Annotated in this window: 28 protein-coding genes and 1 riboswitch; of the genes, 14 read left to right on the top strand and 14 right to left on the bottom strand. The window is 39.5% G+C overall.

The window, feature by feature from the left end; translation table 11 throughout:
* The first annotated feature begins 1 nt into the window (after position 1).
* Together ACMX9J_RS10155 and ACMX9J_RS10150 are read left to right on the top strand one after the other, a co-directional pair.
* The gene (locus ACMX9J_RS10155; protein WP_249887378.1) at positions 2-484 is read left to right on the top strand and encodes a DinB family protein; all 483 of its coding nucleotides are present in this window, start codon (positions 2-4) and stop codon (positions 482-484) included.
* Positions 468-635, top strand: a complete 168-nt coding sequence (locus ACMX9J_RS10150; protein WP_249887379.1) for a hypothetical protein — start codon at positions 468-470, stop codon at positions 633-635. The genes ACMX9J_RS10155 and ACMX9J_RS10150 overlap by 17 nt, the downstream gene beginning before the upstream one ends.
* 38 nt (positions 636-673) lie before the next feature.
* Here ACMX9J_RS10150 and ACMX9J_RS10145 read toward each other — a convergent pair whose 3' ends face one another.
* Together ACMX9J_RS10145 and ACMX9J_RS10140 are read right to left on the bottom strand one after the other, a co-directional pair.
* Positions 674-1,288: a pyridoxamine 5'-phosphate oxidase family protein gene (locus ACMX9J_RS10145; RefSeq protein WP_416225763.1), complete on the bottom strand. Its 615-nt coding sequence runs from the start codon at positions 1,286-1,288 to the stop codon at positions 674-676.
* 124 nt (positions 1,289-1,412) lie between these two features.
* Positions 1,413-1,667 (bottom strand): hypothetical protein, encoded by a 255-nt coding sequence (locus ACMX9J_RS10140; protein ID WP_289578271.1) that lies wholly within the window; start codon positions 1,665-1,667, stop codon positions 1,413-1,415.
* A gap of 277 nt (positions 1,668-1,944) precedes the next feature.
* Between ACMX9J_RS10140 and ACMX9J_RS10135 the strand changes: the two genes are divergently transcribed.
* Both ACMX9J_RS10135 and ACMX9J_RS10130 read left to right on the top strand, forming a co-directional pair.
* Complete coding sequence (locus ACMX9J_RS10135) at positions 1,945-2,955, top strand: aldo/keto reductase (RefSeq protein ID WP_416225762.1); 1,011 nt, start codon at positions 1,945-1,947, stop codon at positions 2,953-2,955.
* A 230-nt stretch (positions 2,956-3,185) separates the two neighbouring features.
* A riboswitch (purine riboswitch) is annotated at positions 3,186-3,289 on the top strand.
* A gap of 156 nt (positions 3,290-3,445) precedes the next feature.
* Positions 3,446-4,318 carry a 5'-methylthioadenosine/S-adenosylhomocysteine nucleosidase gene (locus tag ACMX9J_RS10130; protein WP_416225761.1) on the top strand — a complete coding sequence of 291 codons (873 nt, stop codon included), beginning with the start codon at positions 3,446-3,448 and terminating at the stop codon, positions 4,316-4,318.
* A 130-nt stretch (positions 4,319-4,448) separates the two neighbouring features.
* Here the strand turns inward: ACMX9J_RS10130 and ACMX9J_RS10125 are convergent, their stop codons facing one another.
* On the bottom strand, positions 4,449-5,945 hold the full coding sequence (locus ACMX9J_RS10125) for a carboxypeptidase M32 (RefSeq protein WP_416225760.1): 1,497 nt from the start codon (positions 5,943-5,945) through the stop codon (positions 4,449-4,451).
* A gap of 205 nt (positions 5,946-6,150) precedes the next feature.
* On the opposite strand from ACMX9J_RS10125, the gene ACMX9J_RS10120 reads away from it, so the two are divergent.
* A complete protein-coding gene (locus ACMX9J_RS10120) occupies positions 6,151-7,701 on the top strand; it encodes an ABC transporter substrate-binding protein (RefSeq protein ID WP_028414963.1) in 1,551 nt (516 codons plus the stop codon).
* 321 nt (positions 7,702-8,022) lie between these two features.
* On the opposite strand, the gene ACMX9J_RS10115 is transcribed toward ACMX9J_RS10120, so the two are convergent.
* From ACMX9J_RS10115 to ACMX9J_RS10095, 5 genes are all read right to left on the bottom strand, one after another.
* On the bottom strand, positions 8,023-8,757 hold the full coding sequence (locus tag ACMX9J_RS10115) for a class I SAM-dependent methyltransferase (RefSeq protein ID WP_328141744.1): 735 nt from the start codon (positions 8,755-8,757) through the stop codon (positions 8,023-8,025).
* A gap of 250 nt (positions 8,758-9,007) precedes the next feature.
* Positions 9,008-9,733: an AbrB/MazE/SpoVT family DNA-binding domain-containing protein gene (locus tag ACMX9J_RS10110; protein ID WP_098626199.1), complete on the bottom strand. Its 726-nt coding sequence runs from the start codon at positions 9,731-9,733 to the stop codon at positions 9,008-9,010.
* Between the two features lie 480 nt (positions 9,734-10,213).
* The gene (locus ACMX9J_RS10105; protein ID WP_014458731.1) at positions 10,214-10,369 is read right to left on the bottom strand and encodes a hypothetical protein; all 156 of its coding nucleotides are present in this window, start codon (positions 10,367-10,369) and stop codon (positions 10,214-10,216) included.
* A 142-nt stretch (positions 10,370-10,511) separates the two neighbouring features.
* Positions 10,512-10,712: a hypothetical protein gene (locus tag ACMX9J_RS10100; RefSeq protein WP_014458732.1), complete on the bottom strand. Its 201-nt coding sequence runs from the start codon at positions 10,710-10,712 to the stop codon at positions 10,512-10,514.
* 22 nt (positions 10,713-10,734) lie between these two features.
* Positions 10,735-11,256 carry a ferritin gene (locus ACMX9J_RS10095; protein WP_014458733.1) on the bottom strand — a complete coding sequence of 174 codons (522 nt, stop codon included), beginning with the start codon at positions 11,254-11,256 and terminating at the stop codon, positions 10,735-10,737.
* A 293-nt stretch (positions 11,257-11,549) separates the two neighbouring features.
* Between ACMX9J_RS10095 and pgaC the strand changes: the two genes are divergently transcribed.
* From pgaC to ACMX9J_RS10075, 4 genes are all read left to right on the top strand, one after another.
* Positions 11,550-12,806, top strand: a complete 1,257-nt coding sequence (pgaC, locus tag ACMX9J_RS10090; RefSeq protein WP_033579968.1) for a poly-beta-1,6-N-acetyl-D-glucosamine synthase — start codon at positions 11,550-11,552, stop codon at positions 12,804-12,806.
* Complete coding sequence (gene pgaD / locus ACMX9J_RS10085) at positions 12,764-13,225, top strand: poly-beta-1,6-N-acetyl-D-glucosamine biosynthesis protein PgaD (RefSeq protein WP_047750023.1); 462 nt, start codon at positions 12,764-12,766, stop codon at positions 13,223-13,225. Before pgaC ends, pgaD begins: the two co-directional genes overlap by 43 nt.
* Complete coding sequence (gene icaB, locus ACMX9J_RS10080) at positions 13,222-14,088, top strand: intercellular adhesin biosynthesis polysaccharide N-deacetylase (protein ID WP_416225759.1); 867 nt, start codon at positions 13,222-13,224, stop codon at positions 14,086-14,088. Before pgaD ends, icaB begins: the two co-directional genes overlap by 4 nt.
* 380 nt (positions 14,089-14,468) lie before the next feature.
* Entirely contained in the window at positions 14,469-16,184 is a 1,716-nt protein-coding gene (locus ACMX9J_RS10075; RefSeq protein WP_047750026.1) for a putative bifunctional diguanylate cyclase/phosphodiesterase, read from the top strand.
* Between the two features lie 258 nt (positions 16,185-16,442).
* On the opposite strand, the gene spoIIP is transcribed toward ACMX9J_RS10075, so the two are convergent.
* Positions 16,443-17,627, bottom strand: coding sequence for a stage II sporulation protein P (gene spoIIP, locus ACMX9J_RS10070; protein WP_034271278.1), 1,185 nt, complete (start codon positions 17,625-17,627; stop codon positions 16,443-16,445).
* Positions 17,628-17,817: 190 nt separating this feature from the next.
* Here spoIIP and ACMX9J_RS10065 point away from each other — a divergent pair, with 190 nt between their 5' ends.
* Complete coding sequence (locus tag ACMX9J_RS10065; RefSeq protein WP_176343531.1) at positions 17,818-17,964, top strand: hypothetical protein; 147 nt, start codon at positions 17,818-17,820, stop codon at positions 17,962-17,964.
* A gap of 10 nt (positions 17,965-17,974) precedes the next feature.
* Here ACMX9J_RS10065 and ACMX9J_RS10060 read toward each other — a convergent pair whose 3' ends face one another.
* Together ACMX9J_RS10060 and ACMX9J_RS10055 are read right to left on the bottom strand one after the other, a co-directional pair.
* The gene (locus ACMX9J_RS10060) at positions 17,975-18,154 is read right to left on the bottom strand and encodes a hypothetical protein (protein ID WP_080754473.1); all 180 of its coding nucleotides are present in this window, start codon (positions 18,152-18,154) and stop codon (positions 17,975-17,977) included.
* Between the two features lie 123 nt (positions 18,155-18,277).
* Positions 18,278-18,664 (bottom strand): VOC family protein, encoded by a 387-nt coding sequence (locus ACMX9J_RS10055; RefSeq protein WP_047750027.1) that lies wholly within the window; start codon positions 18,662-18,664, stop codon positions 18,278-18,280.
* 172 nt (positions 18,665-18,836) lie between these two features.
* Between ACMX9J_RS10055 and ACMX9J_RS10050 the strand changes: the two genes are divergently transcribed.
* Positions 18,837-19,364, top strand: coding sequence for a YcxB family protein (locus tag ACMX9J_RS10050; RefSeq protein WP_047750029.1), 528 nt, complete (start codon positions 18,837-18,839; stop codon positions 19,362-19,364).
* 62 nt (positions 19,365-19,426) lie between these two features.
* Here the strand turns inward: ACMX9J_RS10050 and ACMX9J_RS10045 are convergent, their stop codons facing one another.
* The 3 genes from ACMX9J_RS10045 to pruA form a co-directional block, all read right to left on the bottom strand.
* Positions 19,427-20,230, bottom strand: coding sequence for a YwqG family protein (locus ACMX9J_RS10045; protein WP_416225758.1), 804 nt, complete (start codon positions 20,228-20,230; stop codon positions 19,427-19,429).
* Between the two features lie 174 nt (positions 20,231-20,404).
* The gene (locus ACMX9J_RS10040; protein ID WP_033579975.1) at positions 20,405-21,319 is read right to left on the bottom strand and encodes a proline dehydrogenase family protein; all 915 of its coding nucleotides are present in this window, start codon (positions 21,317-21,319) and stop codon (positions 20,405-20,407) included.
* Between the two features lie 72 nt (positions 21,320-21,391).
* Positions 21,392-22,960, bottom strand: coding sequence for an L-glutamate gamma-semialdehyde dehydrogenase (gene pruA / locus ACMX9J_RS10035; protein ID WP_028414951.1), 1,569 nt, complete (start codon positions 22,958-22,960; stop codon positions 21,392-21,394).
* 528 nt (positions 22,961-23,488) lie between these two features.
* Between pruA and ACMX9J_RS10030 the strand changes: the two genes are divergently transcribed.
* From ACMX9J_RS10030 to ACMX9J_RS10020, 3 genes are all read left to right on the top strand, one after another.
* The gene (locus tag ACMX9J_RS10030) at positions 23,489-24,883 is read left to right on the top strand and encodes an amino acid permease (protein WP_028414950.1); all 1,395 of its coding nucleotides are present in this window, start codon (positions 23,489-23,491) and stop codon (positions 24,881-24,883) included.
* Between the two features lie 40 nt (positions 24,884-24,923).
* Complete coding sequence (locus ACMX9J_RS10025; protein ID WP_274862843.1) at positions 24,924-26,312, top strand: amino acid permease; 1,389 nt, start codon at positions 24,924-24,926, stop codon at positions 26,310-26,312.
* Positions 26,313-26,501: 189 nt separating this feature from the next.
* Positions 26,502-26,615: a YjcZ family sporulation protein gene (locus ACMX9J_RS10020; protein ID WP_098999647.1), complete on the top strand. Its 114-nt coding sequence runs from the start codon at positions 26,502-26,504 to the stop codon at positions 26,613-26,615.
* The last annotated feature ends 7 nt before the right edge of the window (positions 26,616-26,622 follow it).

The following is a 26,622-nucleotide window of genomic DNA, read 5'->3' as shown; positions in this document are numbered from 1 at the left end:
CATGGAAACGACGATTGTTCAGTTAAATGAATGGGTGATAAAGCTTCCTAAAAAGCTTGAAGTACTCTCTGAAGCAGAGGCGTCAAACCGTCCTGCTCCTAAGAAATGGTCACCAAAAGAAATTGTGGGGCACTTATGTGACTCAGCCATTCACAATTTACAGCGCTTTATCAACGTGCAGCATGAAAAAACACCTTTGGCCCTGATACCTTACAAACAAGATGAATGGGTAGAACTGCAGCACTATCAAGATACGTCCATGGAAGAAGTAGTTGCCCTATGGAGCAGTTTAAATAAGCAAATTGCTTCCGTTCTTTTGCATATACCAATAGAAAAGCATATGTATCAATTCGAACTAGGAGATGGAAAGTTCGTTTCGCTCCAGTGGTTGGCTAAAGATTATATCGCTCATTTGGAGCATCATATCAAGCAAATCGACGCTCAAATGCCGCTAGGAGGCAAAGAGGATGAAAAAAGAACATAAAAAAGAAGAATCTCAGGTGAAAGTAGATTTTAGAGCAGGCCGCGCCTATGGTGATCATGAATACATAGGATCTTCGAAAAAAGGCGTGCTTCTTGCTTTGTTACCCGTTCTAATCATTGCTAGAGGTATACTTTTTTTGATGGTAAAATGACAAAAGCCGCATTATAGCGGCTTTTTTTCATAGAGGTGCTAAGTTTTGCTTCCTTCGGGATTGTTGAGGCTTTCTAGGGTGGAAAAGCCTGCGTGTTCTGCGACTATTTTAGCTGCAGAAGGAAGCGTTTCGACTCTTTCCCAAGATTCTGGGTTCCACAGTTTTGATCGCTTGAACGCTTTGCTGCAGTGGAGAAAGCACTCTTGTACTTCGACGCCGATAGCGAGCAGCGGAGGTTTATTTTGAACCGCCATTGTTTCAAGCAGCGCTTTTTCTTTTACAATGCAAGCTTTGCCGTTAATACGCAGCGTTTCTTCTATGCCTGGGATCAAAAAAAGCAGGCCTATTTGAGGGTTAGATAAAATATTTTCCAATGAATCTACTTTTTGATTGCCGCGCCTCTCTGGAATCAACAGCCTTTTCTCATCGACGACTTGTACAAAACCAGCCTGATCACCTCGTGGAGAGCTGTCGCAAATTCCTTTATGATCAGCTGTAGCGATGATGACAAAAGGGGAATGTTTAATAAATTCCCGGCAGTGTCGATCTAAATAAGGAATTATTTTTTGATGCGCCAATTTGTTAGGCGCGCCGACTATACGTCGAAGCTCTTCCTTCGTTTTTACTCGTTCTTTAAAGTGACCGTTTTTCATTCCTCTTTTCACTCCTACAGTTTGCGTATACTGAAAATACCATTTTTACATATGAAATTCTATGTTTTTATATTAAAAAAACAGAAAAATCAGTATATTAAAAAGAAGGAGAAGCATGGTAACGCTAATTTCGGTCTTTTTTTAAGTTTTTGATTGCGTTATCAAATATGTCATTAACCGTTTTCATATGTTCACTGACAAGATGGTCGGAGTCTTTTTCTCTCTGGCGCATGTCTTTTAACAAATCATCCATATCATCTAGCAAACTTTGAAAATACTCATCTTTTTGTTCTTCTTTCATTGTGGAATCGTCCATTTCATCAAGCTTATCGAGCTTATCTTCAATTTTTTTGAAGTATTCATCTCTCAAGAGTCTCACCTCATTTATAAAATAGCTTTCTGCTTATTGTATGCAAAATGTTTGTTTGCATGAGTAAGAAGTAGAAAGGGTATAAAGAAAAAAGAGTCTAAAAAGCTCATTTGCATCTTAGTAGGTTACTTTTTAGTTCCCATATTACTTTAAAGTGCGTACTTTTTTTTCGTGTTTGTATGCTTCATAATAAATTTTGTCAGGGAATAATAAGACATTTAATAAATTGATTATACGAATCAAATTCTAAAATAGAGGTATAAAAATTTCAGGAGGTTTTATTCATATGAGAGAGATACTGCAAGGAAAACTAGGTTTTGGAACAGCACCACTAGGCAATATGTATCGCAATATTCCAGAAGAAGAGGCCATCGCAACGGTTGATGCTGCTTGGGAAAGCGGCATCCGCTACTTTGACGCAGCCCCTCTTTACGGAGCTGGCTTAGCAGAAATGCGCCTTGGTGAGGCACTATCAAAAAGAAACCGCGATGAGTATGTGCTAAGTACAAAGGTAGGTCGCGTCATTTCAGATGAATTGGAAGATACATCTTCACGTGATATGGGAGAAAAAGGTGGGCTTTTTGAATTCGGCCGTAAAAATAAAATTATTAATGACTATAGCGCTGATGCAACTCTTCGTTCAATTGAGCAAAGCTTAAAACGTTTAAAAACAGATCGCTTAGACTTTGTGTATATTCATGATGTTGCGCAAGATTTTTATGGAGATGAGTGGGTAGGACAATTTGAATCTGCTCGAACGGGCGCATTTCGTGTGCTTACACGTTTGCGCGAAGAAGGAGTTATAAAAGGATGGGGACTTGGAGTAAACCGAGTGGAACCAATCGAAATTATGCTGGAGCTAGAAGAAGCAAAGCCTGATGTATCGCTGCTCGCTGGCCGATACACGCTGTTAGATCATGAACGTGCGCTGCAGCGAGTGATGCCCGAAGCTGTAAAGCATAATATGGACATCGTTGTCGGCGGACCATACAGCTCAGGCGTTCTTGCTGGAGGTACACACTTTGAATATCAAAAAGCGTCTTCAGACATTATGGCAAAAGTAGAAAAAATCAAAGCCATTGCAGATCGTCATCAGATCAGCATTAAGGCTGCTGCTGTACAGTTCTCACTGGCTAATCCAGCGGTTGCTGCCGTTATTCCTGGGGCCAGTCGTCCAGAGCGTATTGCAGAAGACAAAGCGGCATTAAACACGGTAATTCCGGCAGCCTTCTGGGAAGAAATGCGTGAACAGCAGCTTGTAGCGTCTCATGCACCGCTGCCAATAAACGTTAAATGAAGGTAGAACGGTAAATAGTAAGTAGAAAAAGAGTCTGGGACAAAAGTATTTTAGACGAAGTGAAAAACGAACCATTGATCAAAATCTTTGATTAGTGGTTCGTTTTTTTTGTTTTGAAATAGGGATTTGTCATACATTTAGTAAGAAATGATTAAAGACGAACAATTAAAATAAATAATATTAAAATATTCGCTTTTTATATTGAATAACCATTTTATATTTGATACATTTAGAAAGTGAAAAATATTGCTCGTATATGCTTGGAAATATGGTCTAAGTGTCTCTACCTGGTTCCCATTCAAAGAACTGGACTACGAGTTAAAGTATAAAAATGTTCGGTTTACCCAGACAGAAGCTGTATTCCGTACTTAATTTCTTATACTTTGACTCTAAAAAACGTAGACCATGAAACATGCTCTAGGTTTTTTTCTTTTGTCCAATCATCGAGTGTATGAAACAGCAAAACGAAATGGAGTGAAAGTAACGATCTATGAAAAACAAGATGTTAAAAACAGGGGCTTTATTGGGGATTAGTATGATTCTATTACTATCTGTACTTGCCGGGTGTAATTCAGCTTCAAAAAAAGAAGCAGGCGATAAACAGAAGCCTATTATTGTTCAAGGGCCGATGCCGATAGAAGCGCAGAAATTCGCTAAAAAATTAGAAAATGTAAAAGAAGAAAAGTCAGGGAATTTTGTTTTTTACAAAGGAACTGTCGATAATTATCCAGTCATCGTGGTTAAAACAGGAAAAGGAATGGAAAACACGGCAGCTGCTACAGCGATAGCTATAGAAAAATACCATCCTAAAGCAATTATCAACCAAGGAACATCGGGCGGGCATGATGAAAACCTGAACGTGTTTGATATTGTATTAGGAAAGCGAACAACGAATATAGGCTCTTTAAAAACAGAAGATAAAAAAGAAGGCGAAGGAATGGATCCTACTGCGTGGAAGCCGATGGATTTAATGGCTTCTGAAGGAAGCGCTGGTGAAGATCCTGATGCTGAAAAAGCTCGTTATTATGAAGGAGATAAAACATTACTTGCAGCTGCAAATGCAGTAAAAGATACATATAAAAAAGGTAAAGTGGTTGAAGGAACGATAGGATCAGCGGACACGTGGAATAACGAAGTGGATCGAATTAAGTGGTTCCATACTAAATATGGGACGTCTGTAGAAGAAATGGAAGGCGCAGCGGCAGCACAAATTGCAGGAAGCTATGACGTTCCATTCTTAGGTATCAGAGTGTTATCTAACAACAAAGTAAACAATGGAAAATATAATCCAAATACAGCAGCCGCTTGCCAAGACTATGTTTATGAAGTAATTAAACATTATATCAGCACAAACGCTAAGTAAATCTTTATTTAAAAAAGCATCAAAGCTTTTGTTTCTCTAACAAAAGGCTTTGATGCTTTTTTCGTCATGTCTATAGGGGTTTACTGTATTTACGCTATCAAAATTTTATAAAATAAATGGATTGGTAAATTTAAAGTTTATACAACTCTTCATACTTTTTCGTCAAATAATTAATTAACGGCTGAGCATCAATTCTATCTATAGAAAGACCAGTTAATATCTCTTTTGGCGTCTTTAGTTTTCCATACTGGTGAATATGCTGTTTTTGCCAGTCTGCTATAAGCGATAGATTTTGACTCGAAATGATTTTATCAAAGTCAGGATGGTCATTGATTAGGGCTTCTTGTAGCTGAGCTGCATAAATAAATCCTAGATTGTAGGAAGGGAAGTAGCCAAACGCTCCTCCGTACCAGTGGCCATCCTGCAATACTCCGTCAATGTCCGTTTCTGGTTTGATTCCTAAGTACGCTTCATATTTTGTATTCCATGCGGAAGGAAGATCCGAGACGCGAAGCTTGTCAGCGAATAAATCTCTTTCTAGCTCGTAGCGAATGATAATATGCAGCAGATACGTAAGGTCATCTGCTTGCAAACGAATAAGAGAAGGTGTGACTTCATTTAAGGCAAAGTAAAGAGTTTCAAATGAAATATTATCGTAGATCGCAGGTTCTAACTCTTTGAATAAGTGAGCGTGATTTCTCCAAAACCCTTCATGTTTTCCGATGATGCGTTCCCAAAAAAGAGATTGAGATTCATGCAGTCCCATAGACGTGTATGCGCCTAACCCTGTGTCAAGCAACTCAGAGCTAATTTGCTGATTATAAATAGAATGTCCGCCTTCATGTAAAAACATAAAAGCTGCCAGTTTTACATTGTGTTCGTCGTATCTTACTGCAAGCCTTGCGTCGTGAGGGTGAATGCCTGCACTAAACGGGTGGGTAGTGGTGCCTATTTGTCCCGACTTAAAGTTATAGCCAATCGCAGTTAGCAGGTGTTTTCCGAGCTTTTGCTGATTTTCGACCGAAAACGATTCGTGGAGAAACGATGTATCATGTGTAACCGAGGAGCGTTTGATTTTTGTCAGCAAAGGAAGAATAGCATCTTTAATTTGTTGAAAAAGCGAATCGATGGTTTCACTAGAAATTTCAGGCTCATATTCTTCTAAAAGCTGTTCGTAAGGAGCGAGGTGAGGATTACGGTACTCCGCAAATCTTTTATGCATATGAATCAGCTGCTGCAGGTTGTCTTCAACGAGCTTAAAGTTATTTTGCTCTCTAGCCTGTGACCAAAGAGCATGAGTAGAAGCTTTTAAAACAGAAAATTGATGATAGTCTTCCAGTGGTACAGCGGAAAGTTTTTGATAGATATTCCAATAGTGCTGTACTTGTTTTTGCTGTAGTTGACTTAGATTTTGTTCTTGAAGATGCTGCAATTCTTTTGCAAAGGCTGGATCTGTTTGCAGCAAATAAAGCTCTTTGGAAAGCGTGCCTTGAATGGTTGCATGCTGCTTTTGACTGTTAAGAGGAGCGGATGTTTTTGCGTCCCATGATAGAAGAGATAAAGCTTGTTTGTAGTGTTCAATCGTTGCAATATGTTCTTTAGTATGAAGACGGATGGCAGAGTTCATAATATCCTCCTTTAGATAAAATACTTTACTTATAAACATACTAAGAATTGAGAATTGAAACAAGACAAATTGAATCAGTAATTGCAAAGAAACAGTTTAATCTTGCTAATTTCACAAACAAATGGAAAGGTGGTAGGATGGTTTATATTCCTACTAACCTTACAAAAATAGTGGGTTTTAAAAAGTGATTTTAATTATTGGGGGAATGACGTTGAAACAGGTTAAGGTGAAATGGTTATTATTTATTGTGATTGCTTTATTTGTTGCCGGGTGCAGCAATAATCAAGCAAGCTCAGGCGATAAAAGCACCAGTGCCGCTCAAAAAGACGGAGGTACGCTAAACATTGCGTTTCAAAGCGAGCCAACAACTTTAGATTCTCAGATTACTGGAAATTCTTCAGTTAAAGATGCGGCGCGAAATATTTACGAAGGACTTGTTATTTTTGATAGTAAAGGCAATGTAGAGCCTGATTTAGCAGAAAAAATTGATATAAGCGATGATAAAAAAGTCTACACGTTTCAGCTGCGAAAAGGCGTAAAGTTTCATAACGGAAAGGAAATGACAGCGGACGATGTAGAAGCTTCGATTAACCGCTGGATTAAGCTGTCTTCACTTGGCAAAACAAACTTTGTTGGTGCACAAGTTAAAAGAACAGGAGACTATACGGTTGAGCTTCATTTGAAAACACCGAACGTGAATACGCTGGCACTGCTAGCAGATCCAATTCCGGCAGCCGCTATTTTTCCAAAAGAAATTATCGAAAAAGCACCTGCTGAAGGAGCTACTGAGTTCGTTGGCACAGGGCCATTTAAAGTGAAGGAATGGAAAAAGAATCAATATATCACGCTAGAGAGATTTAAAGATTATTCTTCAAAAGGACGAAAAATTAAAAAGACTCCTCACGTAGATGAAATTAAAATTAGTTTTTTAAGCGATGAATCTACTAGAATTTCAGGCATTACAGCTGGACAGTTTGATATTGCCTTAGGTGTTTCAAGCGACAATGCGGCACAAATTGAAAGTACGCAAAACGTTAAGAACAAGCTGGCTCCAGGAGGATTTATTGGTTTATTTTATAACACGCAAGAAGGGTTCTTTAGCGATTTAAATGCTAGAAAAGCTGTAAATGCCACGATTAATGCAAAAGATATTTTATCAAGTTCATACGGCGATTCCGATTATTATGAACTGACTTCATCGATTGTGAATAAAAAGTTTCCTAACTATTATAGTGAAGCGGGAAAAGAAGAGTACAATCAGCATGATGAAAAGAAAGCAAAAAGCTATTTGAAAAGAGCTGGATACAGCGGGCAGGAACTGCGTCTTTTAACTTCACGCGATTATCAAGATCAGTACAATACGGCTGTTATCGTCCAGCAAGAGCTTGAAAAAATCGGTGTAAAAGTAAAGCTAGAAGTGTATGACTGGGCAACGTTTACAGATAAAGTAAATGATCCTAAAGCATGGGATATTTACCCGGTAGACTGGGCGGCGCGTTCAACCATTTTCCAAGGATTTTGGACGTCAGGGGGCGCTCCTGTTGAGAAATCAACAAAGTACTTAGATAAAATTAAAGCGGCTGCTTCTGTAAAAGATGCGAGACCAGCTATTGATGCTACGCAGAAATACGTATGGGATGAGCTTCCGTTTACGTTAATTGGTCATAAAGTAAATATTAACGCCGTGTCTACACATGTAAAAGGCTATGATTTTAATTTAGGCCCTGTATTTTATAACGTGAGCGTGAATAAATAACATACGCTAAGTTTAAACAAAAAGCGGTTTTAAAGGTACGAGAGAGGCTAGAACAAAAGTATTTTAGTTAAAAGAAAATCCGAACGGTGAAGATTCTAAATGGGAATCTAACTCGTTCGGATTTTTTCATGGTTAGGTTGAACGTAGATTTCATGTATGTAGGTGCTTCTAGCGGTTGATTGGAGGACAAGGCGAAGACTCCCGCGGAAAGCGAAGCTTTGCACGGAAATTAACAGCGGTGTAGCCATCCATGCTAGATTGTTAATCCTGTTTGTTCGTCTTTAGATTGAATCCATTGAGTTATGTCTCAATCTCTTTTATTTATCTATTCTTCACACCGCTCATCAGTAAAAACAAAGGAATACGCATTCGACGCTCGTAAGTTTCAGCGCTGTCGAAATGTTCATTTTGAGGACATGCTTCTTTTAAATTTGTAATGGTGAATCCACTTTGCTGCATCAAAGAAAAGTACTCTTCAAGCGTGCGATGATACTTTTGAACGTATCCACCCATCCAGTGCTGCTGACGGAATCCCATGAAGAAATAGTTGTCCACGGTCCAGTTTGTGCGGAGAGCGGAAGGCTGAAGAGTAGACGTAATAACTGGATGTTCAACGGAAAAAATAAGCCTTCCTTCAGGTTTGAGTGCTTGATTTACTTTAGTAAAAATGGAAGCTAAGTCTTCTATATAGTGAAGAGACAGTCTTGCGGTAACTAAATCGTATTTGTCACGGGGCGGAGTATAGTGCTCCATCGGTTCATGGATCACTTCTGCATTTGGATAGTTTGAAAGCTGTTGCTGAGCTGCATTTATCATATTGATAGAGCCGTCTACTCCGGTATAAGAGAAACAGCCTTGTGCAAGAAGCTCCGCACCAAATCCAGCGTTTCCGCACCCTAAGTCTAAAACGTTTGCATTTGCAACATCACCTAGAAGCTGTAAAATGGCCGGTTTTTCAATCGTATCGTTGGCATTTTCTTTTTGCTGCCTGCGTTTTGTATAAGCCAAAAACGTCTCGTCATTATCGTAAAATTCAGCTCCTGTTGAGATCTTCAACTAAATCAGCCTCCTCTATGCAAAGTATCTTATTATAATCATATATTCAAATTAGTTACAATGATTTTGATGGATATGGAAATGGTGTATTATTTTGGAGATAGTGCTATCATGTGGAGTAACCGGCTTGTACACGTTTATGGAAGCTAAGTCTAAAAGCTAAGAGTTGAGTATAGAAAGGGTCAGTCTATGCGTAACTCTTAGCTTTTGCTTTGAATCCGTAGGAAACCATTTGTTTTTGGCGTCGTTCTTATTTCGGTAATTTTTCAACAATTGCCGCGTCTATTTGCTGAGATAATACGCTGCTAATCTCTTTTTCATTTTCCACTTTTTCTAAAATTAGCTGCTTATTGCCCTTCTTTATTTTTAACATTGTACCTGAGTGAATAGAGAAATCATCTCGCAGCTTTTTAGGAATAGTAAGTCGAAAACGGTCATCAATTTTTCGAGATTGAGCCGTAAATGTTAAAGACGTTTTCTTACCAAAACTCATTTCATATTTTCGAATCACAATGTTATTTTCTTGGTTAATAAAAAATTGAACCTCCATGTTTGCACCCAATTCGACTGACGTTAACAGTTCAGAAGTGAGCTGAATCTGCCGTCCGGTTAATGATGCATAATAAGGAGGAGACGCCGCAGGTTTTTGTGAAAGCGCTATCGATTTTTCGTCTCTTTTTTTCACAACAATTTGCTGTTCTACTAAGTATAGTTCTACATAATCAAAGGGCTTAAGTTCATAGTCATCTCGTAGGGATCTGGGAATGACTATTCTACCCATATGGTCAATTGTTCGAATGAAGATATGAGAAGGAACGGGGACATTTTCATCATGATGATCAATAATAATCCAATCATCACAGCTCCGTAAAAGAACTTTGTCGTTCGTCTCGAGTTTCGTTATTTGCATAAACAAAGAAGGAAGGGATACTCTTCCCATTTCATCAATTATACACTCTTCTTTTTTTGTACGCATCTTGCTACTTAATCCTTTCTAAAAACAGTTTAGATGGGGTATGTTACTTAAATTACACAGCATTTATTTCTTTGTCAAATGAAGCAAATGAGTATTTATTCATCCTACAGATTGAGAAATACAGGAAGTTTGACCTCATTCAGTAGATGCACAGCTTTCCCGTGTAAATGGTAATCATCTGAAGAAAACAAGTTAATCTATAATTGAAAAAGCATAGAATAAAAGCGTTATTCTTTCTTTTGGTTTTATCGCAAGAAGAGAAAGAAAAAAAGGCTTAAAAAGGGCCAATACCCTATTTCTAAAGAGTAGATGTAGGTTTTTAATCAAAAAATGCCGCGGAACTCAGTCTGAATGATGAATAGATTTATGCATATTAAGCCTAGAAAAAAATTTCAAGCAGTGCTTTTTTACTTGTTTTGGAGAGCAGTTATAGTTGAAGAATAAAGAAAAAAGCTCAATGTAATGAGCTTTGAGCTAATTTTATCGTTTTTCAACCAGCAGTAAGATGAAGGTAGCAAGCGGTCCTAAAGCAAGAGATAATAAGAACCAGTTCAGACCGGTTCGATTTTTACCTTGCGCTAATCCGGCATTAATTAGAGCCAGCGTTCCCCATCCTACAACGTATTGATTATCCATATGACACCCCGCTAATATTATTTCTTTATATGATTAACAAATTTTATATTAGCATAAATATCCATATTTTTGATTGGAATTCCTGAATTAGGTGGAAAAGCGGTGAATTTCTTCATGAAACAAAATTCCTGTTTTCCTCCACTCAGTGAAGGTAGTAGTGAATAAGAGAAGGGTGCACGTAGTACACGTGAACGTACTGAGGACGATGATAGTGAAGCTGATGCATATATTGATTCATAAGCCTTTGAATGGCGTCGTACACATTGGGCGGATAGCCGTAATAGCCGTGATGAATCCCAACTCGAAGCAAGGAAACGGGAGGCGTGTTATTGTTTTTGTACATTGTTCGGTGCTCTTCTGCGCGTTTAACCTTGCGCAGCTGCTCCGCCCGCTGCCGGCGCAGCTTTTCGCTGTCCTAGTTCTTGATCGAGTATAAAAATAGCTGCAGGGTTATTTTGAGCAATTTTTAAGCGGTCTACAATTGTCTGAGCCTGAGCTTCTTCATCGACTTGTTCTCTCAAAAAGTCCTGCACGATGACTAGGGTTTGAGGATCGTTCGCTTGGCTGATAAATTGAAACGCTTGACGATAAGAATTTGTGACGAACTTTTCATGCTCCAATACTTTTTGAAATGTTTCTAACGGTGTCCCAAACTCACTTGGCTGAGCAGGTAAAGAACTTAATTCAACCGTTCCGCCGCGATCAACTAAGTAGTCAATAAGTTTTAGCATATGAGTGCGTTCTTCTTCAGACTGCAGGCGTAGCCAGCTGCCCATTCCTTTATAGTTTAATCGATTCATATAGTTAGACATAGCTAGGTACAAAGTTGAAGAGACGTGTTCAAGTTGAATTAAGTTATTGAGCAGTTTTTGGATTTGTTCGTTCATATTTGTTATTCCTCCTTAGGGAAAGAATTTCTTTCATATACTAGCTGCAACCCTCACGTTTTTTATGGTGAAAGAAATCTACAGTGATACTATATGTCACTTCTTTAAGTAGGTAACTTGCCCATCCTTTATTGGTGCTTCTTACTTACATAAAGGGGTTGTATAATATAGGAATAAACGTAGTTTAAAAGACTCTTTTTTTAGATGGTTAAAATTACTATGTTCTATTTAACCAATTTAATGATAAAATTGTCACTCTGTGCAATTTTAATTGGTATGAAGGAGTCAGAAAAATGAATATGCAACACGTATTAATACCTGGATTTGAAAAGCTCGCGAGCTTTGTTTTCTGGTATCCATTTATTATGTCTTTATTTTGGATTGCGGGCACGCTTATTTACATACGCTATCGCGACCGAGATCCTAAAGTTGATTTTTCAACAGTTGATTGGCCGTTAGTGAGCTTTTTAGTGCCTTGCTATAATGAAGAAGAAACGATTGAAGAAACGCTTAAGCACCTTTTGGCGTTAGATTATCCGTCTAAAGAAATCATTCTTATTAACGATGGAAGCACCGATGGAACAGCTGATATTTTAAAGGAAATCAGCAGGAATCACCCTGAAGTTCGTGTGATTCAGCTTTATGAAAATAAAGGAAAAGCCAACGCGTTGCATTTAGGTGCGCACGCATCTAAAGCTGAGTTTTTAATCTGCTTAGATTCAGACGCTATTTTAGATCAAGACGCTCCGTATTATCTAATCCATCATTTTCTTCATAAAGGGGAACGGCTGGGAGCCGTTACCGGAAATCCGCGCATTCGAAACCGTAATACGCTGCTGAGTCGCATTCAGCTAGTTGAGTATTCTTCTATTATCGGTTCTATTAAACGAACACAGCGAATTTTAGGAAAAGTAATGACGGTCTCAGGCGTAGTAGTGGCTTTTCGAAAGAAAGCACTTGTGGACGTCGGGCTGTGGGATCGTGACATGATTACGGAAGATATCGCCGTAAGCTGGAAGCTGCAGCAGCGCTTTTGGGATATCCGCTATGAACCGCGGGCATTGTGCTGGATGCTTGTGCCCGAAACCTTAAAAGGAATTTGGAAGCAGCGAGTACGTTGGGCTCAAGGTGGGCAAGAGGTAATGCTTCGCCACTGGAAAGTGTTATTAAAATGGAAGCAGCGCAGAATTTGGATTGTATACCTAGAGCAGTGGATCAGTACTCTTTGGTCATTCGCATGGCTGTTTGTGACGATCATGCTGCTTGTTACCGCGAGCAGTCCTCAAGACATACTGTTTTGGTTTACGTTTACGTCATTTTCCCTTGTATTTATGAGCTTAATTCAGCTGTTTATTGCGCTGAAAATTGATTCGAAATACGACAACGTGAAGCGGTATTACGTCTGGGCTGCATGGTACCCAGCGCTTTACTGGATTGTCAATACGATTGTGGTAGTGGGCGCGTTTCCTCGTGCTATCAGATCTAGAGTGAAAGGAGGCTATGCCACATGGAGCAGTCCAGACCGCGGCTTAACGAAGAGCAAATCATGATTCAAGCTAAGCAGCCTCTTGCTCGATTCGTGATAAGCATCATTGTTTCATCTGTTTTTTGGCTGTATTGTGCCATTGTTCTTTGGTTTTTCCTTTCAGCTGTTATCGGCGTAAATGACCGTTACAGCGGGGTATTAAAAATTGCGTTCAAAACGACGAACGGCGAAATTCGAACGTTTTTAGTAATTGGACTCGCTATTTTTTGCTTCTTTTTCCTGGCTCTGTTTTTATGGAGATTCTACAACAAAAAGAGATTTGGAAGCTTAAACCGACGAAAAGAGCCGGCGTATACGAGTATTAAAGATTTAGAGCGTCTTGAGCTTTTATCGAAGGATCAAATTCAAGAGCTTCAGCGTGCACAGTACATAGAGTTTGATGTTAATCCGTTAAAACATACTGAGGAGAGGAAGCACGCATGAAGAAATATGTATTCTTTCTTTTAATTGCGTCAGCGGTAGTTGGCTTTATTTTCTTTAAAGTAGTGAACTGGGAAGATAAGGCGAAAGCAACAACGACCGTGGAGCCAGCGCTTGAGACGAACGGATGCTTAGGCTTAAATTATCATCGCGTGCGCAAGCATAATTGGTTTAATCGAATTGTCAGCTCAGTTACAAAGTCTGACGAACTGACAGAGTACAGCGTCTACAGCAATGATTTTGAACAACAGTTAAAAAAGCTGAAGGAACTTGACGCTACGTTTGTTACGCCAAAAGATATTGAAACGTATCAGCAAAAAGGCACGTTTCCAAAACGCTGCGTATGGATTTCATTTGACGATATTGACCGTACCGTGTATCAAAACGCTTTTCCAATTTTGAAAAAGGAAAACATTCCGTTTACGCTATATGTAATCGCAGGACAAGTGGGAGCAGAGGACTTTCAAAATTTAAATATGGCTTCATGGAGTCAGCTAAAAGAAATGAAAGACAGCGGCCTTGCGACAATCGGTTCGCATACATATGATATGCACCGTTTAGAAGAAGACAAGCCTTTATTTCTGACGCCTGCTAAATACAGCGCGTTTGCTCGTGATTTACGAAAAAGCAAAGAAACGATTAAGAACCATTTAGGAATAGACCCCGTTTACTTTGCCTATCCATACGGCAATACGAATGATGACGTAGCTAAGATTGTGAAAGATGCTGGTTTTCACCAAGCAGCTATTTTAGCCCCTCATGTTATTACAAAAGACAACGATCCGTATTATCTTAACCGGATTGTTGTGTACAACAAAACCTTTCAATATCTTATTCTTCCGTGGCTGACGCGTACGAGCTCATGAGAAGAAAGTGAAAAAAGCCTCTGTCTAAAGCAGAGGCTTTTTTCTGTTTACCATCAAAAGGTATGTCAATTACGTGAAGAAAGTACACTTTCATTTCTATAAAAATCATTTTAATGTTACCATAGAAAAGTTGTGATAACAGATATGGATAAACGAAACTATCTATCAATCCTTTTACAAACTGCGTGTAAGAAGTTTGTAAAGGTGTAAAGAGGAAAAGCGGCAATTGTACGCTTACTATTTTACGAATGTAAGGCAATCGGACAAACTAATTCGCTGTCCATTGCTAATTAAATTGTATTCATTATTCACGATTCCTCTCTATCATTTCGTCATGGGTTTTGTTTTATCGTTAAAATTTTGATAAAGGTGTATAGGATATGGAAAACAGGCATTTTGAATATAAATTTAAAGAAGCGCTGAAAAAACTAAATGATATTGAACTTGCGTTAAATGAATCATCGATTGTAGCGATTACAGATAGTCGCGGATTCATCAATCACGTGAACGATAAATTCTGTGAAATTTCTAAATATGAAAGACATGAGCTTCTCGGTCAAGATCATCGTATTATTAATTCGAAACATCACTCAAAACGGTTTTTTAAAGAGTTATGGAGTACAATCAGCTCAGGTAAGGTCTGGCACGGAGAAATAAAAAACAAGGCAAGAGACGGTTCGTATTACTGGGTGGATACAACCATTGTTCCATTTTTAGATGAACGAGGAAAACCGTATCAGTACGTATCAATTCGCAATGATATTACAAAGCGAAAAGCATATGAAGAAAAAATTAAGCAAATGGCTTATTATGATCCGTTAACTAATTTACCTAACCGCTACTGGTTAAACAAACAGCTAAAAAAACTGTTTTTAGATGAAGAATCTCCAGAACTGCTGGCTATTTTATTTTTAGATTTAGACCGCTTCAAATCAATAAATGATACGCTTGGCCATCATCACGGCGATGTGCTGCTGAGGCGCGTAGCAGAAAGATTAAAAAAATGTATTCCGTCCTCTGATTTTATCTCGCGGCACGGGGGCGATGAGTTTATTTTAGTGCTTCATACACTAAAAACTGTTGAGGAAATTGAAGAAATGACCGAGCAGATTGTAAAAGAAATGTCGCTTCCTTTTTATATAGACGGAGATAAAGTGCTAACCTCTACAAGCGTTGGCATCAGCCTATTTTCAAAGGAATGTCAGCAGCATATTATTCCAAAAGACGCAGATGAACTAATTGACAGGTTAATTAAGCAAGCAGATATTGCGATGTATGTAGCAAAACGAAATGGGCGAAACACATATGAAATGAGTTCTTCTTCATCAAATGAAAAAATCATTAAAACGATCAGCATGGAGAATGAGTTAAAGTATGCGTTAGAAAGAAATGAGTTTCAGCTCGTTTATCAGCCGTTAATCGATTTGAAAACGTCTGATGTCATAGGGGCAGAAGCGCTTATCCGCTGGAATAGCGCAAAATTTGGTACTGTCTATCCAAATGAATTTTTGCCCATTTTAGAAGAAGTTGGTTTGATTGTACCGGTTGGCAAATGGGTATTAGAAGAAGCATGTCAGCAAATGAAAGCATGGACGGAGATAAATTTAAAAGCGAGTAAAATAGGGGTGAACGTGTCACCTATTCAGCTGAAGTCCTCACGATTTGTAACGGACATGGAACAAATTTTGAAGAAAACGGGCCTTGAGCCGCACTTTCTAGAACTTGAAATCACCGAAAGCGTTATTCAAAACAGTCAAGAATCGAAAAAAGTGCTAAACCGCCTGCGGAGTCTAGGGATAAAAGTGGCGATGGATGATTTCGGAACGTGCTACTCTTCTCTCAGCTATCTTAAACACTTGCCAATCAATACGTTAAAAATTGATAAATCATTTATTGACGACTTAGATGAAGTTGGAAAAGTGCTGGTGGAAACGATTATTCAAATGGGGAAAAAACTTAATTTTGCCCTAACCGCAGAAGGAATCGAAAACGAAGAACAGCTGCAGTTTGTGACGGAACAAGGCTGTCATATCGGTCAAGGCTATCTATTTGATAAGCCGCTTTCTCCTGAGGAAATGAGCCGTTTGTTGAAATGAAGGAAAATCCTATGTACGGAAAGAAGCTCTTTAATAGAGCTTTTTTTTATGGTTTTTAATCGTATGTAAGGAGTGAGAAAGTCGTGAAAGAGTACGTTGGAATCTGCACGATATGTCAAAAGAACGTGTACTGTTTAGAGGGATTTTTGAACGGTGTGGTTGTTGAAGGGAAGCTTGTCTGCTTTGCTTGTGAAGAAAAGGAGAAGCGTGACTCTCATAAAAACAAAAACTAGCTATCTTGAGTAGCTAGTTTTTTATTTACTGCGCATTCACTTTTTCAGCTTGCCAATAATACTCGCTGAACACATCAGAAAAGGCTTTGACGGTATTTGTGAGTTCTTCCATATTGTTATCGACGCCGCCTACTTCAATTAAAATGGAGCGGTCGGATAAGTCTTGATTATACAGGCCGTTATTGCCGCTTGTTTTCTTTTTGCTTAATACTCCGCGGCTAAGGCCTGGATATTTTTCCTCTAGCTTTTCATGAATCGCTTTAGCCATTTTTACATTTTCATCAAATTTCGGATTCGCTTCACCTAATACAATCATTATTTTAGCGTACGATTTGCCGTTGATAGTAGCCGTTGTTTTTTCTTGACGTAGTGAATCACGATGAATATCAATTAAATAATCGACGTCTTGGTTTTGCTGAAGAGCTGTTTCCACCACGCTTCGAGACATCGCATAGGCTCGTCCTGTACCCCAGCCTTTTTCATTCAGCTTTTGCGTCATGTTGGTTGTATCTACTTCCGATCCGATTCCGTCTGCTTTTAATTCCATTCCTAGCATTTGACCAACGAGCGTGATGTTGGTTTTGTTATCTACTGCTTTATTTTCGTTCGCTTCACCTGGCATACCAAGTAAAGGGAAATAAGATTCCCAGCTGTGCGTGTGGTAGATGTACACAACTTTTCTGTCTCCCGTGCTTTGCTTAGCCTGTGTTTGAGACTGTTTTTTGCTTTCTTCGTACGTTTTGCTTTCAGCAGGATCCAAATCACGCTCTCCAGAAATGCTTTCGAGAGGAGGAGCCGATTCATGAGGAATCGTGGTATAATCCGTTCCTTCACCAGCTAACAGAATATGAGAATCAAAAATAGAAAAGCCGGGCAGTTCTGATCCAAATAGACTTCTTGTATCCGCCACGCGAATATTCGTCGCAAGCTGCAGGGCGACAGAAGAAAGAGGAGGCGGGGAGAAGTCTTCTTCAAAGGCATGAGAGAAATGATGGTTTTCCGTATGCATGAAGTAGAACAAGCTTTGAGCTTTATAATTTGATAGCGCTTGATAGACAACGTTCGAGCGCAGCGTATGCTGAAGAGTTGAATACGTGACGGTAAAAATAGCGGCAGATGTTAACAGAACAAATAGTATAGCGATAATTAATGATTTATAAGAAAGAATCCAAAAAAGCTTTTTAGGCTTTTCAGTGAACTTTTTTTTCATAGAGTAAACCTCCTCTAATAAAATTTTGAAATCAGCGAATAAGAACTCTAAGAGGAGAATGTTATGTATCTACTATTTACTCTATTAAAAAGAAAAAGAAATATGATAGAAACCATGATATTTAACACAATATAAAAAAGGTTATAGTAGGGCATACTATAAAAAAACGGTGCATATTGGAGCTGGTTAGATGAACGATTCATGGGTTTATCATCATTTTATTAATACACTGTTATTTCCTTTAACGATGTTTGGCGTGGCATTTTGTGTACTGGGGCTATTGCTATACATGCTGTGGAAAGAAAAGCAAAAAGAAGGGCGAAAACAACGAGATTGAGGCATTTAATCTAAAGACGAACAAATGAGGTAAAGGAGCTAGTATGGAGCGCTTTTGACACCGCGGTTGATTTCCGTGCAAGACTTCGCTTTCCGCGGACGGCCGGTGAGCCTCCTCGTCGCGCACGCTCCTGCGGGGGCTCACCTGTTCCGCTTTCCCCGCAGGAGTCTTCGTCTTGCCTTCCAGTCAACCGCTAGAAGTATCTACATGCATGAAACCTACGTTCATCACACCAATAAAAAAATCCGAACGAATAATTGTTCGGATCTTCCTTCAACTAAAATACGTTTGTCACAGTCTTTTTGTCCGAATTTCAGCTGGGAAAAGGAAGGTTTTTTCTTTCTAAGAACTCCATACGGTTCCCAAATGGATCATCCACGTAAATTCTTTCAGTACCGGGAATGTTTTTGTCTTCTATAAAAGAAATACCAAAGCTACTCAGATGATCTTTGAACGCAGGGAGGTTTTTAACATAAAATCCTGGATGCGCTTTTTTGGCAGGTGAAAAGGTAGGTTCAACACCAATATGCAGCTGATAAGAACCAAATTCAAACCACACGCCGCCGCGTTTTTTAAGACTTTCCGGCTTTTCAATTTCTGTTAAGCCAAGAACGGTTCCAAAAAAGTGTCGTGCTTTGCTTTCTGAATGCGGTGGTGCAGCTAGCTGAATATGATCAATATGCGTTAGTGTAAAAGTCATAAACATTCCCCCTTAACTAGTAGAGTACTAGTTAAGTTTACGTGATGTATCACTGTAAATAAATGATAAAAAGTTGATGTGTTTCATAAGAAAAACTTATTATTTTATATACATATAACACCAAATGAGGTATATTTTATTTTGTTGTTATTTAGAAGAATTGGAGATTAATATGGAATATCACTATACGTTAACAAAAGATGATTATGTGGCTTTTAATATGCATCATGCTCAACATTCGGAAAGAGTACAAAAAGTGCTGAAAGTTCAGCGATGGATGTCGCTTATTTTTCTTCTTATTCCTTTGCTTGTTTCGTGGGTTGAAGGAGAGTTTTTACTTGGCATGTTCGTAGCATTTGCGCTGCTTGCGGTTCTTTGGTTTTTATTTTATCCGAAGTATTTTTACGGAAGTATTAAAAAGAACATTATAAAGGTAATAAATGAAGGAGATAACAGCAGTCTGACAGGTGAGCATACTATGATGGTTACGGAAGATGGCTTGGTAGAGAAAAGCTTAAAAGGAGAAGTGAAGACTCCTTGGTCAAGCATCACTCAAATTAGAGAAACCGATGAACATATCTTTATTCTTGTTAGTGCAATGAGCGGATACGTTATTCCTACAAGCGCATTTGCAGATGTAAAAGCGCTACAGCAGTTTAAAGAAACGCTGAATGCTGCAAGGGCTGGAAAAACAGACTGAGTAGTAAATAATAATAATGTAAAAAAACGCCCTCCTAGATACTTTTCTAAGAGGGTGTTTTTTTAACAGCAGTCCCAGTTGTACAAAACATCTTTAAAGTTACGGTTGCGAAGGTCTTCTTCTTTAATGAAGAAATTGGCCACTCCCGCATCACCAAACATAATATCCGCTTCGTCGTCCATGGCGAATTGAAGAAGGAGAACGTTATATGCGCGCAGCGCTTCATCGTAGTCTCGAGGATCGCTTTGAGTGAAAAAAGCGTATCCGCCCATTTTATGATACTCGCCCGTAAGCTCATCCCAGTAGATCTCTTCCATTTCTTCATCATCAAATAAATCTGATTCCATATCATTATATCGATAGTCAGTAGGAGACACGGGTTCGCTTTTTATTTCAAACTGTAGGCCTACTTCTTGAGGAATAGGGAACATATCTCGGTCAACGTCTTCTAGATACGTAAAATCGGTTATTAACTTGTTTTCGTCGGTTGTTATGTCTTCATAAAAAACGACGCGAAAGTCTTTTTGAGACGTGGGTTGGTCAAAATCCAGACCATACACATCACCGGTGTTTTTGTTATCAGCTCCGCAAATGAAAAATTGAAGCATGCCTTGAGAAGGCATATTTTCATAGGGAGGCACGTCAGAAAAATTGATTTGTGCCATCATTAACATAGGCTTGCCCTCGGAGTCGAGAGGATGATTTGCTTCTAGAGGCAGGTAAGGGTTGCCGCCGAACTTGCTGTCATATAATTTGGGACTATTCCTGACCGTATGGATGTGGATATAAGGTTTACATGTTTTTTCAATTTCTTTTCGGTAAGGTTCTAGCTTGAGAGGCAGTGCTAATTTTAATAGAGGATTCATATGTATTCTCCTTTTTGTTTGTAATAAAAAGAACGTTTGTTCGTATTTGTATTTTATCGTAATACATACGAAAAGGGAAGAGAAATCGTATAAAAAAACCCCTTTGCAGAAGCATCCGCAAAGGGCACAAAGAAATGATAGCGTTTTCATTACGAACCTTACTAAACGAACTGCTTATTTAGAAAAGAATCCTTTTAAAGCAAATGCGACGTTTTGCGGTCTTTCCGCTAAGCGGCGCATAAAGTAGCCAAACCAGTCGTTGCCAAAGGGAACGTATACGCGCATTGTATAGCCTTCTTTTGCAAGGCTAAGCTGCATATCTGTTCGGAATCCGTACAGCATTTGAAATTCAAACTGCGTGCGCGGGATGTTATTTTTGTGAGCGAACTCTTTTACTTTTGCAATAATATTGTGGTCGTGAGATGCAATAGCCGTGTATGTTCCACTGAGCAAATGCTCTTCGATAATTCGCATATAGTTCTCATCAATTTGGGCTTTGTCTTGAAACGCCACGGTTGGTGATTCTTGATACGCGCCTTTTACCAATCGAAGAGGAATGCCTTTTAGCTCTTTTACATCTTGTTCAGCGCGGAATAGGTAAGCTTGAATAACCGTTCCAACATTATCAAACGTCTCGCGGAGCTCTCGTAAAATATCTAGCGTCATTTGACAGTGAGCATAGTCTTCCATGTCGATTCGAACAAAGTTATCGTATTTTTTCGCCGTTTCAAGAATGCGGCGCATGTTCTCAACGCAAAAGCTGCGGTCAATATCCAAACCAAGCTGCGTCATTTTGACAGATAAGTTGCACGTTACACCGGCTTGGCCCATAGCTTCTAGTGTTCTGATGTTATATTGAGTTGCTTCGATAGCTTCTTCTCTGCTTGAAACAAATTCCCCTAAATGATCAAGCGTACAAACAAGCCCTTTTTCATTCAATTCCCGTACTTTTTTGATCGCATGTTCAATTGTGTCGCCAGCTACCACTTGAGCTGCACCAAAGCGAAGACCCCATTTTTTCGCCGCTTTGTTTAGCGCTTTATTTTGGGAAGCGTGAAGAAACACATTTTTAGATACCTCTGCTAACATAAATATCTCCCCCTATAGAAAAAATCCCTTGTTGTTTTAAGATAGAGCAGCCTAGGGCTGCTCTACTGAGTATTAAAGCGTTGTGCTTGTTGTTTTTGCTTGCAGGTGCAGAATCAAGTAATCAGGACCGCCAGCTTTTGAATCTGTTCCTGACATATTAAATCCGCCAAACGGCTGGTACCCAACGATGGCACCTGTACAACCGCGGTTGAAATAAAGGTTTCCAACGTGGAACTCTTCTTTCGCACGCTCAATGTGTTCAGGCGTATTTGAAAGAAGGGCACCTGTTAAACCGTAGTCAGTGTTGTTCGCAATTTCCATCATATGATCGAAGTCGCGCGCTTTGCAGAATGCTACGACTGGGCCGAAGATTTCTTCTTGCATTAAACGTGCTTTTTCATCTACATCTGCAATAATCGTAGGCTGGATGAAGTAGCCTTTTGAATCATCTGCTTCTCCGCCCGTCATTAAACGGCCTTCTTCTTTACCAATTTCAATGTACTTTGTAATTTTGTTGAAAGAAGCTTGATCAATAACAGGTCCCATATACGTGTTTACATCTTCAGGGCTGCCCATTGTTAATGTTTTTGTCAGCGCAACTGCTTTTTCAAGAACGATATCGTATACGTCTTGATGAACAACTGCACGAGAGCCCGCTGAACACTTTTGTCCAGAGAAGCCAAACGCTGAATACACAATAGAAGAAGCAGCTAAATCTAAATCAGCATCTTTATCTACAACAACCGTGTCTTTTCCGCCCATTTCAGCAATAACGCGTTTTAGCCAGATTTGACCAGGCTGTACTTTTGCTGCGCGTTCATAGATGCGGCAGCCTACTTCACGAGAACCTGTAAATGAAACGAATCGTGTTTTTGGATGATCTACTAAATAGTCGCCAATTTCGCTTCCGCTTCCCGGCACGTAGTTCAGTACACCGTCTGGAAGGCCAGCTTCTTTCATTACTTCTACAAATTTTGCTGCGATAACCGGTGTGTTGTTAGCAGGTTTTAATAGAACCGTATTTCCTGCTACGATTGCTGCTGCTGCTGTTCCAGCCATGATCGCTAGCGGGAAGTTAAACGGTGAAATAATAACGCCGACACCAAGCGGAATGTAGTTAAATTTATTTTCTTCACCTTCGCGGCTCTCAACAGGCGCGCCGTCTTTTAGCTGCACCATTTGGCGAGCGTAATATTCAAGGAAGTCAATTGCTTCTGCTGTATCAGCATCTGCTTCATTCCACGGCTTTCCTGCTTCTTTTACAAGGTAAGCTGAAAATTCATGTTTGCGGCGGCGAATGATGTCCGCTGCGCGGAAAAGAATGTCAGCGCGAGCTTCCGGCGCTTCTTTTTTCCATGTATTAAATGTAGAAAGTGCTGCTTGCATTGCTTTTTCAGCCAGGTCTTGATCTGCTTTTGACACGCGTCCGATAACTTCTGCTTTATTTGCTGGGTTAATGGACTGAATTTGATCTTCTGTTGTAATGAATTCTCCGCCAATTACAAGAGGATAGTCCTTTCCAAGCTCTGATTGTACAAGTTCTAATGCAGATTCAAACGCATCTTTGTTTTCAGCAACCGTAAAGTCCGTGAAAGGCTCGTGTTTGTATTGTTTGATTTCGTTAATATTCATTGTGTTCATTTTCATTACCCCTTTTTTAGAAAATTTACAACATAATTAATATTCCAACACCCTATACCTGTATTATAATCACCTTATTCTCGTTTTGTACATAGTTTTTTAACAAAAATGTTCAAAAATTTTTAAAATAAACACTTTTGTTTAAAAAGCCAATAAAACGATGTTTTTTATAGTGATTTTGAACAAAAAGAAAAGAAAGGGATATGAGTAAGTAGATGAAAAGATATTTTGAAGTGAAGAATTACGATAAAAGAAAGAGTTTATCGATAGTAAGGTAAAATACTTTTTCGATCAAAAAACAATAGACAAAGTTGTTCAAAATAAATTATCATATAATTCGAAAAGTAATTTTGTCGAATGAAGCTGACTTTTGCGTTAAGTGAAAGTTTCATTTGCATGCACAGATAGAAGGAGGGTAGGAAAACGGCAGTTATTTGTCCACGATATTGTAAGGGCTTACATATTTAACGCGCGATGCGAAGAACGTGTAATTCTTTAAATGACGGTTTCTATGAGGAGGATTTTAATATGAGTCATCAACCGCCTGAGTTAAAAAAAGAATTAAAAATTCGACACATAACCATGATTTCTTTAGGAGGAATCATTGGTGCCGGTTTGTTCATTGGAAGCGGATCGCTTATTAATGCAGCAGGTCCTGGTTCCATCTTTTCGTACGCGTTTGCCGGTTTGCTGGTGATCTTAGTTATGCGAATGCTGGGGGAAATGTCTACGGCTAATCCTTCAAGCGGTTCGTTCGCGACCTATGCCAGAGAAGCGCTTGGACCGTGGGCTGGCTACACAATCGGCTGGCTGTACTGGTTTTTCTGGGTAATTGTTATTGCTGTTGAAGCGATTGCTGGTTCAACGATTATTCAATACTGGTTTCCATCTCTACCGTCTTGGGGTGTGAGTCTGCTCCTGACATTTTTATTAACGTTAACGAACTTATACTCTGTTAAATCATTTGGTGAATTTGAATACTGGTTTTCGCTTATTAAAGTAGTTAGTTTAGTGCTGTTTTTACTTTTAGGAGGAGCGATCATCCTCGGTTTAATACCGGGAGTAGAGTCTCCGGGAGCGTCGAACCTTCTTCATAGAGGCGGATTTCTTCCAAATGGAATCAGCTCCGTCTTTTTAGGAGTGGCGATTGTCATGTTTTCCTTTATGGGAACAGAAATTGTCGCAACAGCGGCTGGAGAATCGGCTCAGCCTGAGCGAGCGATCACCATCGCAACAAATACCGTTATTTATCGTATTTTGATTTTTTATCTTGGGTCTATTTTAATCTTAGTAACGATCCTTCCTTGGGATTCTTCAAGCTTGATGAAAAGTCCGTTTGTTTCGATATTAGAGCTGGTAAACGTTCCGGCAGCTGCTCAAATCATGAACTTTATCGTACTGACTGCCGTTCTTTCTTGCTTAAATTCAGGTCTATATACGAGTTCTCGTATGCTGTACTCAATGGCGCAAAAAGGAGACGCGCCGCGTATGTTTTTGAAAGTGAATAAAAAAGGCATTCCGTTTAATGCCATTGTAGGATGTACCGTGATTTCTTACATCAGCGTTGGGTTTAACTATCTTTCACCTGATAAAATCTTTTTATTTTTAGTAAATGCATCTGGAGGCGTAGCGCTTCTTGTGTACCTTGTTATTGCTTTTTCACAGCTTCGCATGAGAAAGAAATACGAAAAAGAAAAGCCAGAAGCTTTAAAAATCAGAATGTGGCTGTTTCCTTATTTAACGTATGGAACAATTGCGGCGATCACAAGCATCTTTATTGCGATGGCATTTATTGATTCGCTTCGCACTCAGTTTTATCTCACGCTGCTGATTGCTGTATTTGTGGTATGTTCGTACTTCTTTATGAAAAAGAAAAAAGATGATCATTCCCTATCAGGACAGGGGAATAAAAGAATCTCTTAATAGAAGAGAAAATCATCACGAGGGGCTAGGGGGAAGTAAATTGGCAAACAAAGAGTTAAAAAGAGGGCTTGAATCTCGTCATATTCAAATGATTGCTCTTGGAGGAACGATCGGGGTAGGGTTATTTATGGGTTCAGCAAGCACCATTAAATGGACGGGGCCATCCGTCCTGCTTGCGTATGCTATTTGCGGCGTTTTTATTTTCTTTATTATGCGTGCAATGGGTGAAATGCTTTACTTAGAGCCAAGTACGGGTTCATTTGCGACATTTGGTCATAAATATATTCACCCGTTAGCTGGCTACATTACGGCTTGGAGCAACTGGTTTCAGTGGGTGATTGTCGGCATGGCAGAAATTATTGCCGTCGGAGCTTATATGCAGTACTGGTTCCCGCATTTACCGGCGTGGGTTCCGGGAATTGTCGCCATGATCATTCTCGGTGCGGCAAATTTAATCTCAGTGAAATCTTTTGGAGAGTTTGAATTTTGGTTTGCAATGATTAAAATCGTGACGATTGTTCTCATGATTATTGCCGGTCTTGGCCTTGTTTTCTTCGGTCTTGGAAACGGGGGAGAAGCGCTTGGACTATCGAATTTGTGGGCAAACGGCGGTTTCTTTACAGGCGGATGGTCCGGCTTTTTCTTTGCGCTGTCGCTTGTGATTGCTGCCTATCAAGGAGTAGAGCTTATTGGAATTACAGCAGGAGAAGCCAAAGATCCTAAAAAAACGTTAACAAGCGCGATTCAAAGCTTGATTTGGCGTATATTAATCTTTTATATCGGTGCCATCTTTATCATTGTAACGGTATATCCGTGGAACGAGCTGGACTCACTCGGCAGTCCGTTTGTTTCTACATTTGCGAAAGTAGGGATTACGGCAGCTGCGGGAATCATTAACTTTGTGGTCATTACAGCGGCAATGTCTGGATGTAACAGCGGAATTTTCAGCGCAGGACGCATGCTTTATACGTTAGGCGTAAACGGACAGGCTCCAGCGTTTTTTACAAAGGTTTCTCGAAACGGTGTACCTATTTATAGTACCGTTGCGGTAATGATTGGGTTAGCTGCGGGCGTTGTCTTAAATTATATTGCTCCGCCAAATGTTTTTGTGTACGTGTACAGCGCGAGCGTGCTTCCAGGTATGATTCCATGGTTTGTCATTCTTATCAGTCAAATTCGTTTTCGAAAAGCAAAAGGAGCGGCGATGGATCAGCATCCATTTAAAATGCCTTTTGCTCCTGTGACGAACTACGTAACCATCGCGTTTTTACTTATGGTGCTTGTAGGCATGTGGTTTAATGATGAAACGCGCATATCGCTGATTGTCGGGCTTATCTTTTTAGCTATTGTCGTGCTGAGCTACTATGTACTAGGTATCGGAAAGCGCACGGAAGTACGGTCTTCTGAAAGACGTAAGCTAGTGAAATAAATGATTTTGTAAGAGGGGCTGAAAAGCATTTTCTTTTTTTACTAATGAGGTGCATGGCAAGAAGGAAAAAGAAAAAAGAAAAAACCAGAGTCAAAAGGGCGTGTTCAGGCATAAGATAATCCAACTTAAGCGAAATGCAAACGGCGTTTTTCTTGAGGAAAGAGTAACTAAAGAAAAGGAAGTGTTCGTATGTCTGGAAACGCTGGATATGGTCATGGATCTGGTTTTGCTTTATTAGTTGTATTATTTATTTTATTAGTAATCATCGGCTGCAGCTGCTACGGCGGAGGCCTTGGCTGGTAATTCACTC

Origin of the sequence: Priestia sp. RMT2NF4 (genome assembly GCF_047872835.1) — a bacterium.
Lineage (GTDB): Bacteria > Bacillota > Bacilli > Bacillales > Bacillaceae_H > Priestia > Priestia zanthoxyli.
Note: the sequence above shows the minus strand (reverse complement) of the source record. Positions and strands in the feature narration are given on the sequence as shown.

What these genes read in the sequence shown, in the direction of transcription:
- ACMX9J_RS10030 (WP_028414950.1), top strand. Translation starts at nt 23,489, where the DNA reads ATGAGTCATCAACCGCCTGAGTTAAAAAAAGAATTAAAAATTCGACAC.
- ACMX9J_RS10020 (WP_098999647.1), top strand. Translation starts at nt 26,502, where the DNA reads ATGTCTGGAAACGCTGGATATGGTCATGGATCTGGTTTTGCTTTATTA.
- ACMX9J_RS10110 (WP_098626199.1), bottom strand. Translation starts at nt 9,733, where the DNA reads ATGCGTACAAAAAAAGAAGAGTGTATAATTGATGAAATGGGAAGAGTA.
- spoIIP (WP_034271278.1), bottom strand. Translation starts at nt 17,627, where the DNA reads ATGAAAAAAAAGTTCACTGAAAAGCCTAAAAAGCTTTTTTGGATTCTT.
- ACMX9J_RS10145 (WP_416225763.1), bottom strand. Translation starts at nt 1,288, where the DNA reads ATGAAAAACGGTCACTTTAAAGAACGAGTAAAAACGAAGGAAGAGCTT.
- ACMX9J_RS10120 (WP_028414963.1), top strand. Translation starts at nt 6,151, where the DNA reads ATGACGTTGAAACAGGTTAAGGTGAAATGGTTATTATTTATTGTGATT.
- ACMX9J_RS10105 (WP_014458731.1), bottom strand. Translation starts at nt 10,369, where the DNA reads ATGGATAATCAATACGTTGTAGGATGGGGAACGCTGGCTCTAATTAAT.
- ACMX9J_RS10155 (WP_249887378.1), top strand. Translation starts at nt 2, where the DNA reads ATGGAAACGACGATTGTTCAGTTAAATGAATGGGTGATAAAGCTTCCT.
- ACMX9J_RS10040 (WP_033579975.1), bottom strand. Translation starts at nt 21,319, where the DNA reads ATGTTAGCAGAGGTATCTAAAAATGTGTTTCTTCACGCTTCCCAAAAT.
- ACMX9J_RS10075 (WP_047750026.1), top strand. Translation starts at nt 14,469, where the DNA reads ATGGAAAACAGGCATTTTGAATATAAATTTAAAGAAGCGCTGAAAAAA.
- icaB (WP_416225759.1), top strand. Translation starts at nt 13,222, where the DNA reads ATGAAGAAATATGTATTCTTTCTTTTAATTGCGTCAGCGGTAGTTGGC.
- ACMX9J_RS10065 (WP_176343531.1), top strand. Translation starts at nt 17,818, where the DNA reads ATGAACGATTCATGGGTTTATCATCATTTTATTAATACACTGTTATTT.
- ACMX9J_RS10045 (WP_416225758.1), bottom strand. Translation starts at nt 20,230, where the DNA reads ATGAATCCTCTATTAAAATTAGCACTGCCTCTCAAGCTAGAACCTTAC.
- ACMX9J_RS10135 (WP_416225762.1), top strand. Translation starts at nt 1,945, where the DNA reads ATGAGAGAGATACTGCAAGGAAAACTAGGTTTTGGAACAGCACCACTA.
- pruA (WP_028414951.1), bottom strand. Translation starts at nt 22,960, where the DNA reads ATGAACACAATGAATATTAACGAAATCAAACAATACAAACACGAGCCT.
- ACMX9J_RS10130 (WP_416225761.1), top strand. Translation starts at nt 3,446, where the DNA reads ATGAAAAACAAGATGTTAAAAACAGGGGCTTTATTGGGGATTAGTATG.
- ACMX9J_RS10150 (WP_249887379.1), top strand. Translation starts at nt 468, where the DNA reads ATGAAAAAAGAACATAAAAAAGAAGAATCTCAGGTGAAAGTAGATTTT.
- ACMX9J_RS10100 (WP_014458732.1), bottom strand. Translation starts at nt 10,712, where the DNA reads ATGTACAAAAACAATAACACGCCTCCCGTTTCCTTGCTTCGAGTTGGG.
- pgaD (WP_047750023.1), top strand. Translation starts at nt 12,764, where the DNA reads ATGGAGCAGTCCAGACCGCGGCTTAACGAAGAGCAAATCATGATTCAA.
- ACMX9J_RS10050 (WP_047750029.1), top strand. Translation starts at nt 18,837, where the DNA reads ATGGAATATCACTATACGTTAACAAAAGATGATTATGTGGCTTTTAAT.
- ACMX9J_RS10095 (WP_014458733.1), bottom strand. Translation starts at nt 11,256, where the DNA reads ATGAACGAACAAATCCAAAAACTGCTCAATAACTTAATTCAACTTGAA.
- pgaC (WP_033579968.1), top strand. Translation starts at nt 11,550, where the DNA reads ATGAATATGCAACACGTATTAATACCTGGATTTGAAAAGCTCGCGAGC.
- ACMX9J_RS10055 (WP_047750027.1), bottom strand. Translation starts at nt 18,664, where the DNA reads ATGACTTTTACACTAACGCATATTGATCATATTCAGCTAGCTGCACCA.
- ACMX9J_RS10125 (WP_416225760.1), bottom strand. Translation starts at nt 5,945, where the DNA reads ATGAACTCTGCCATCCGTCTTCATACTAAAGAACATATTGCAACGATT.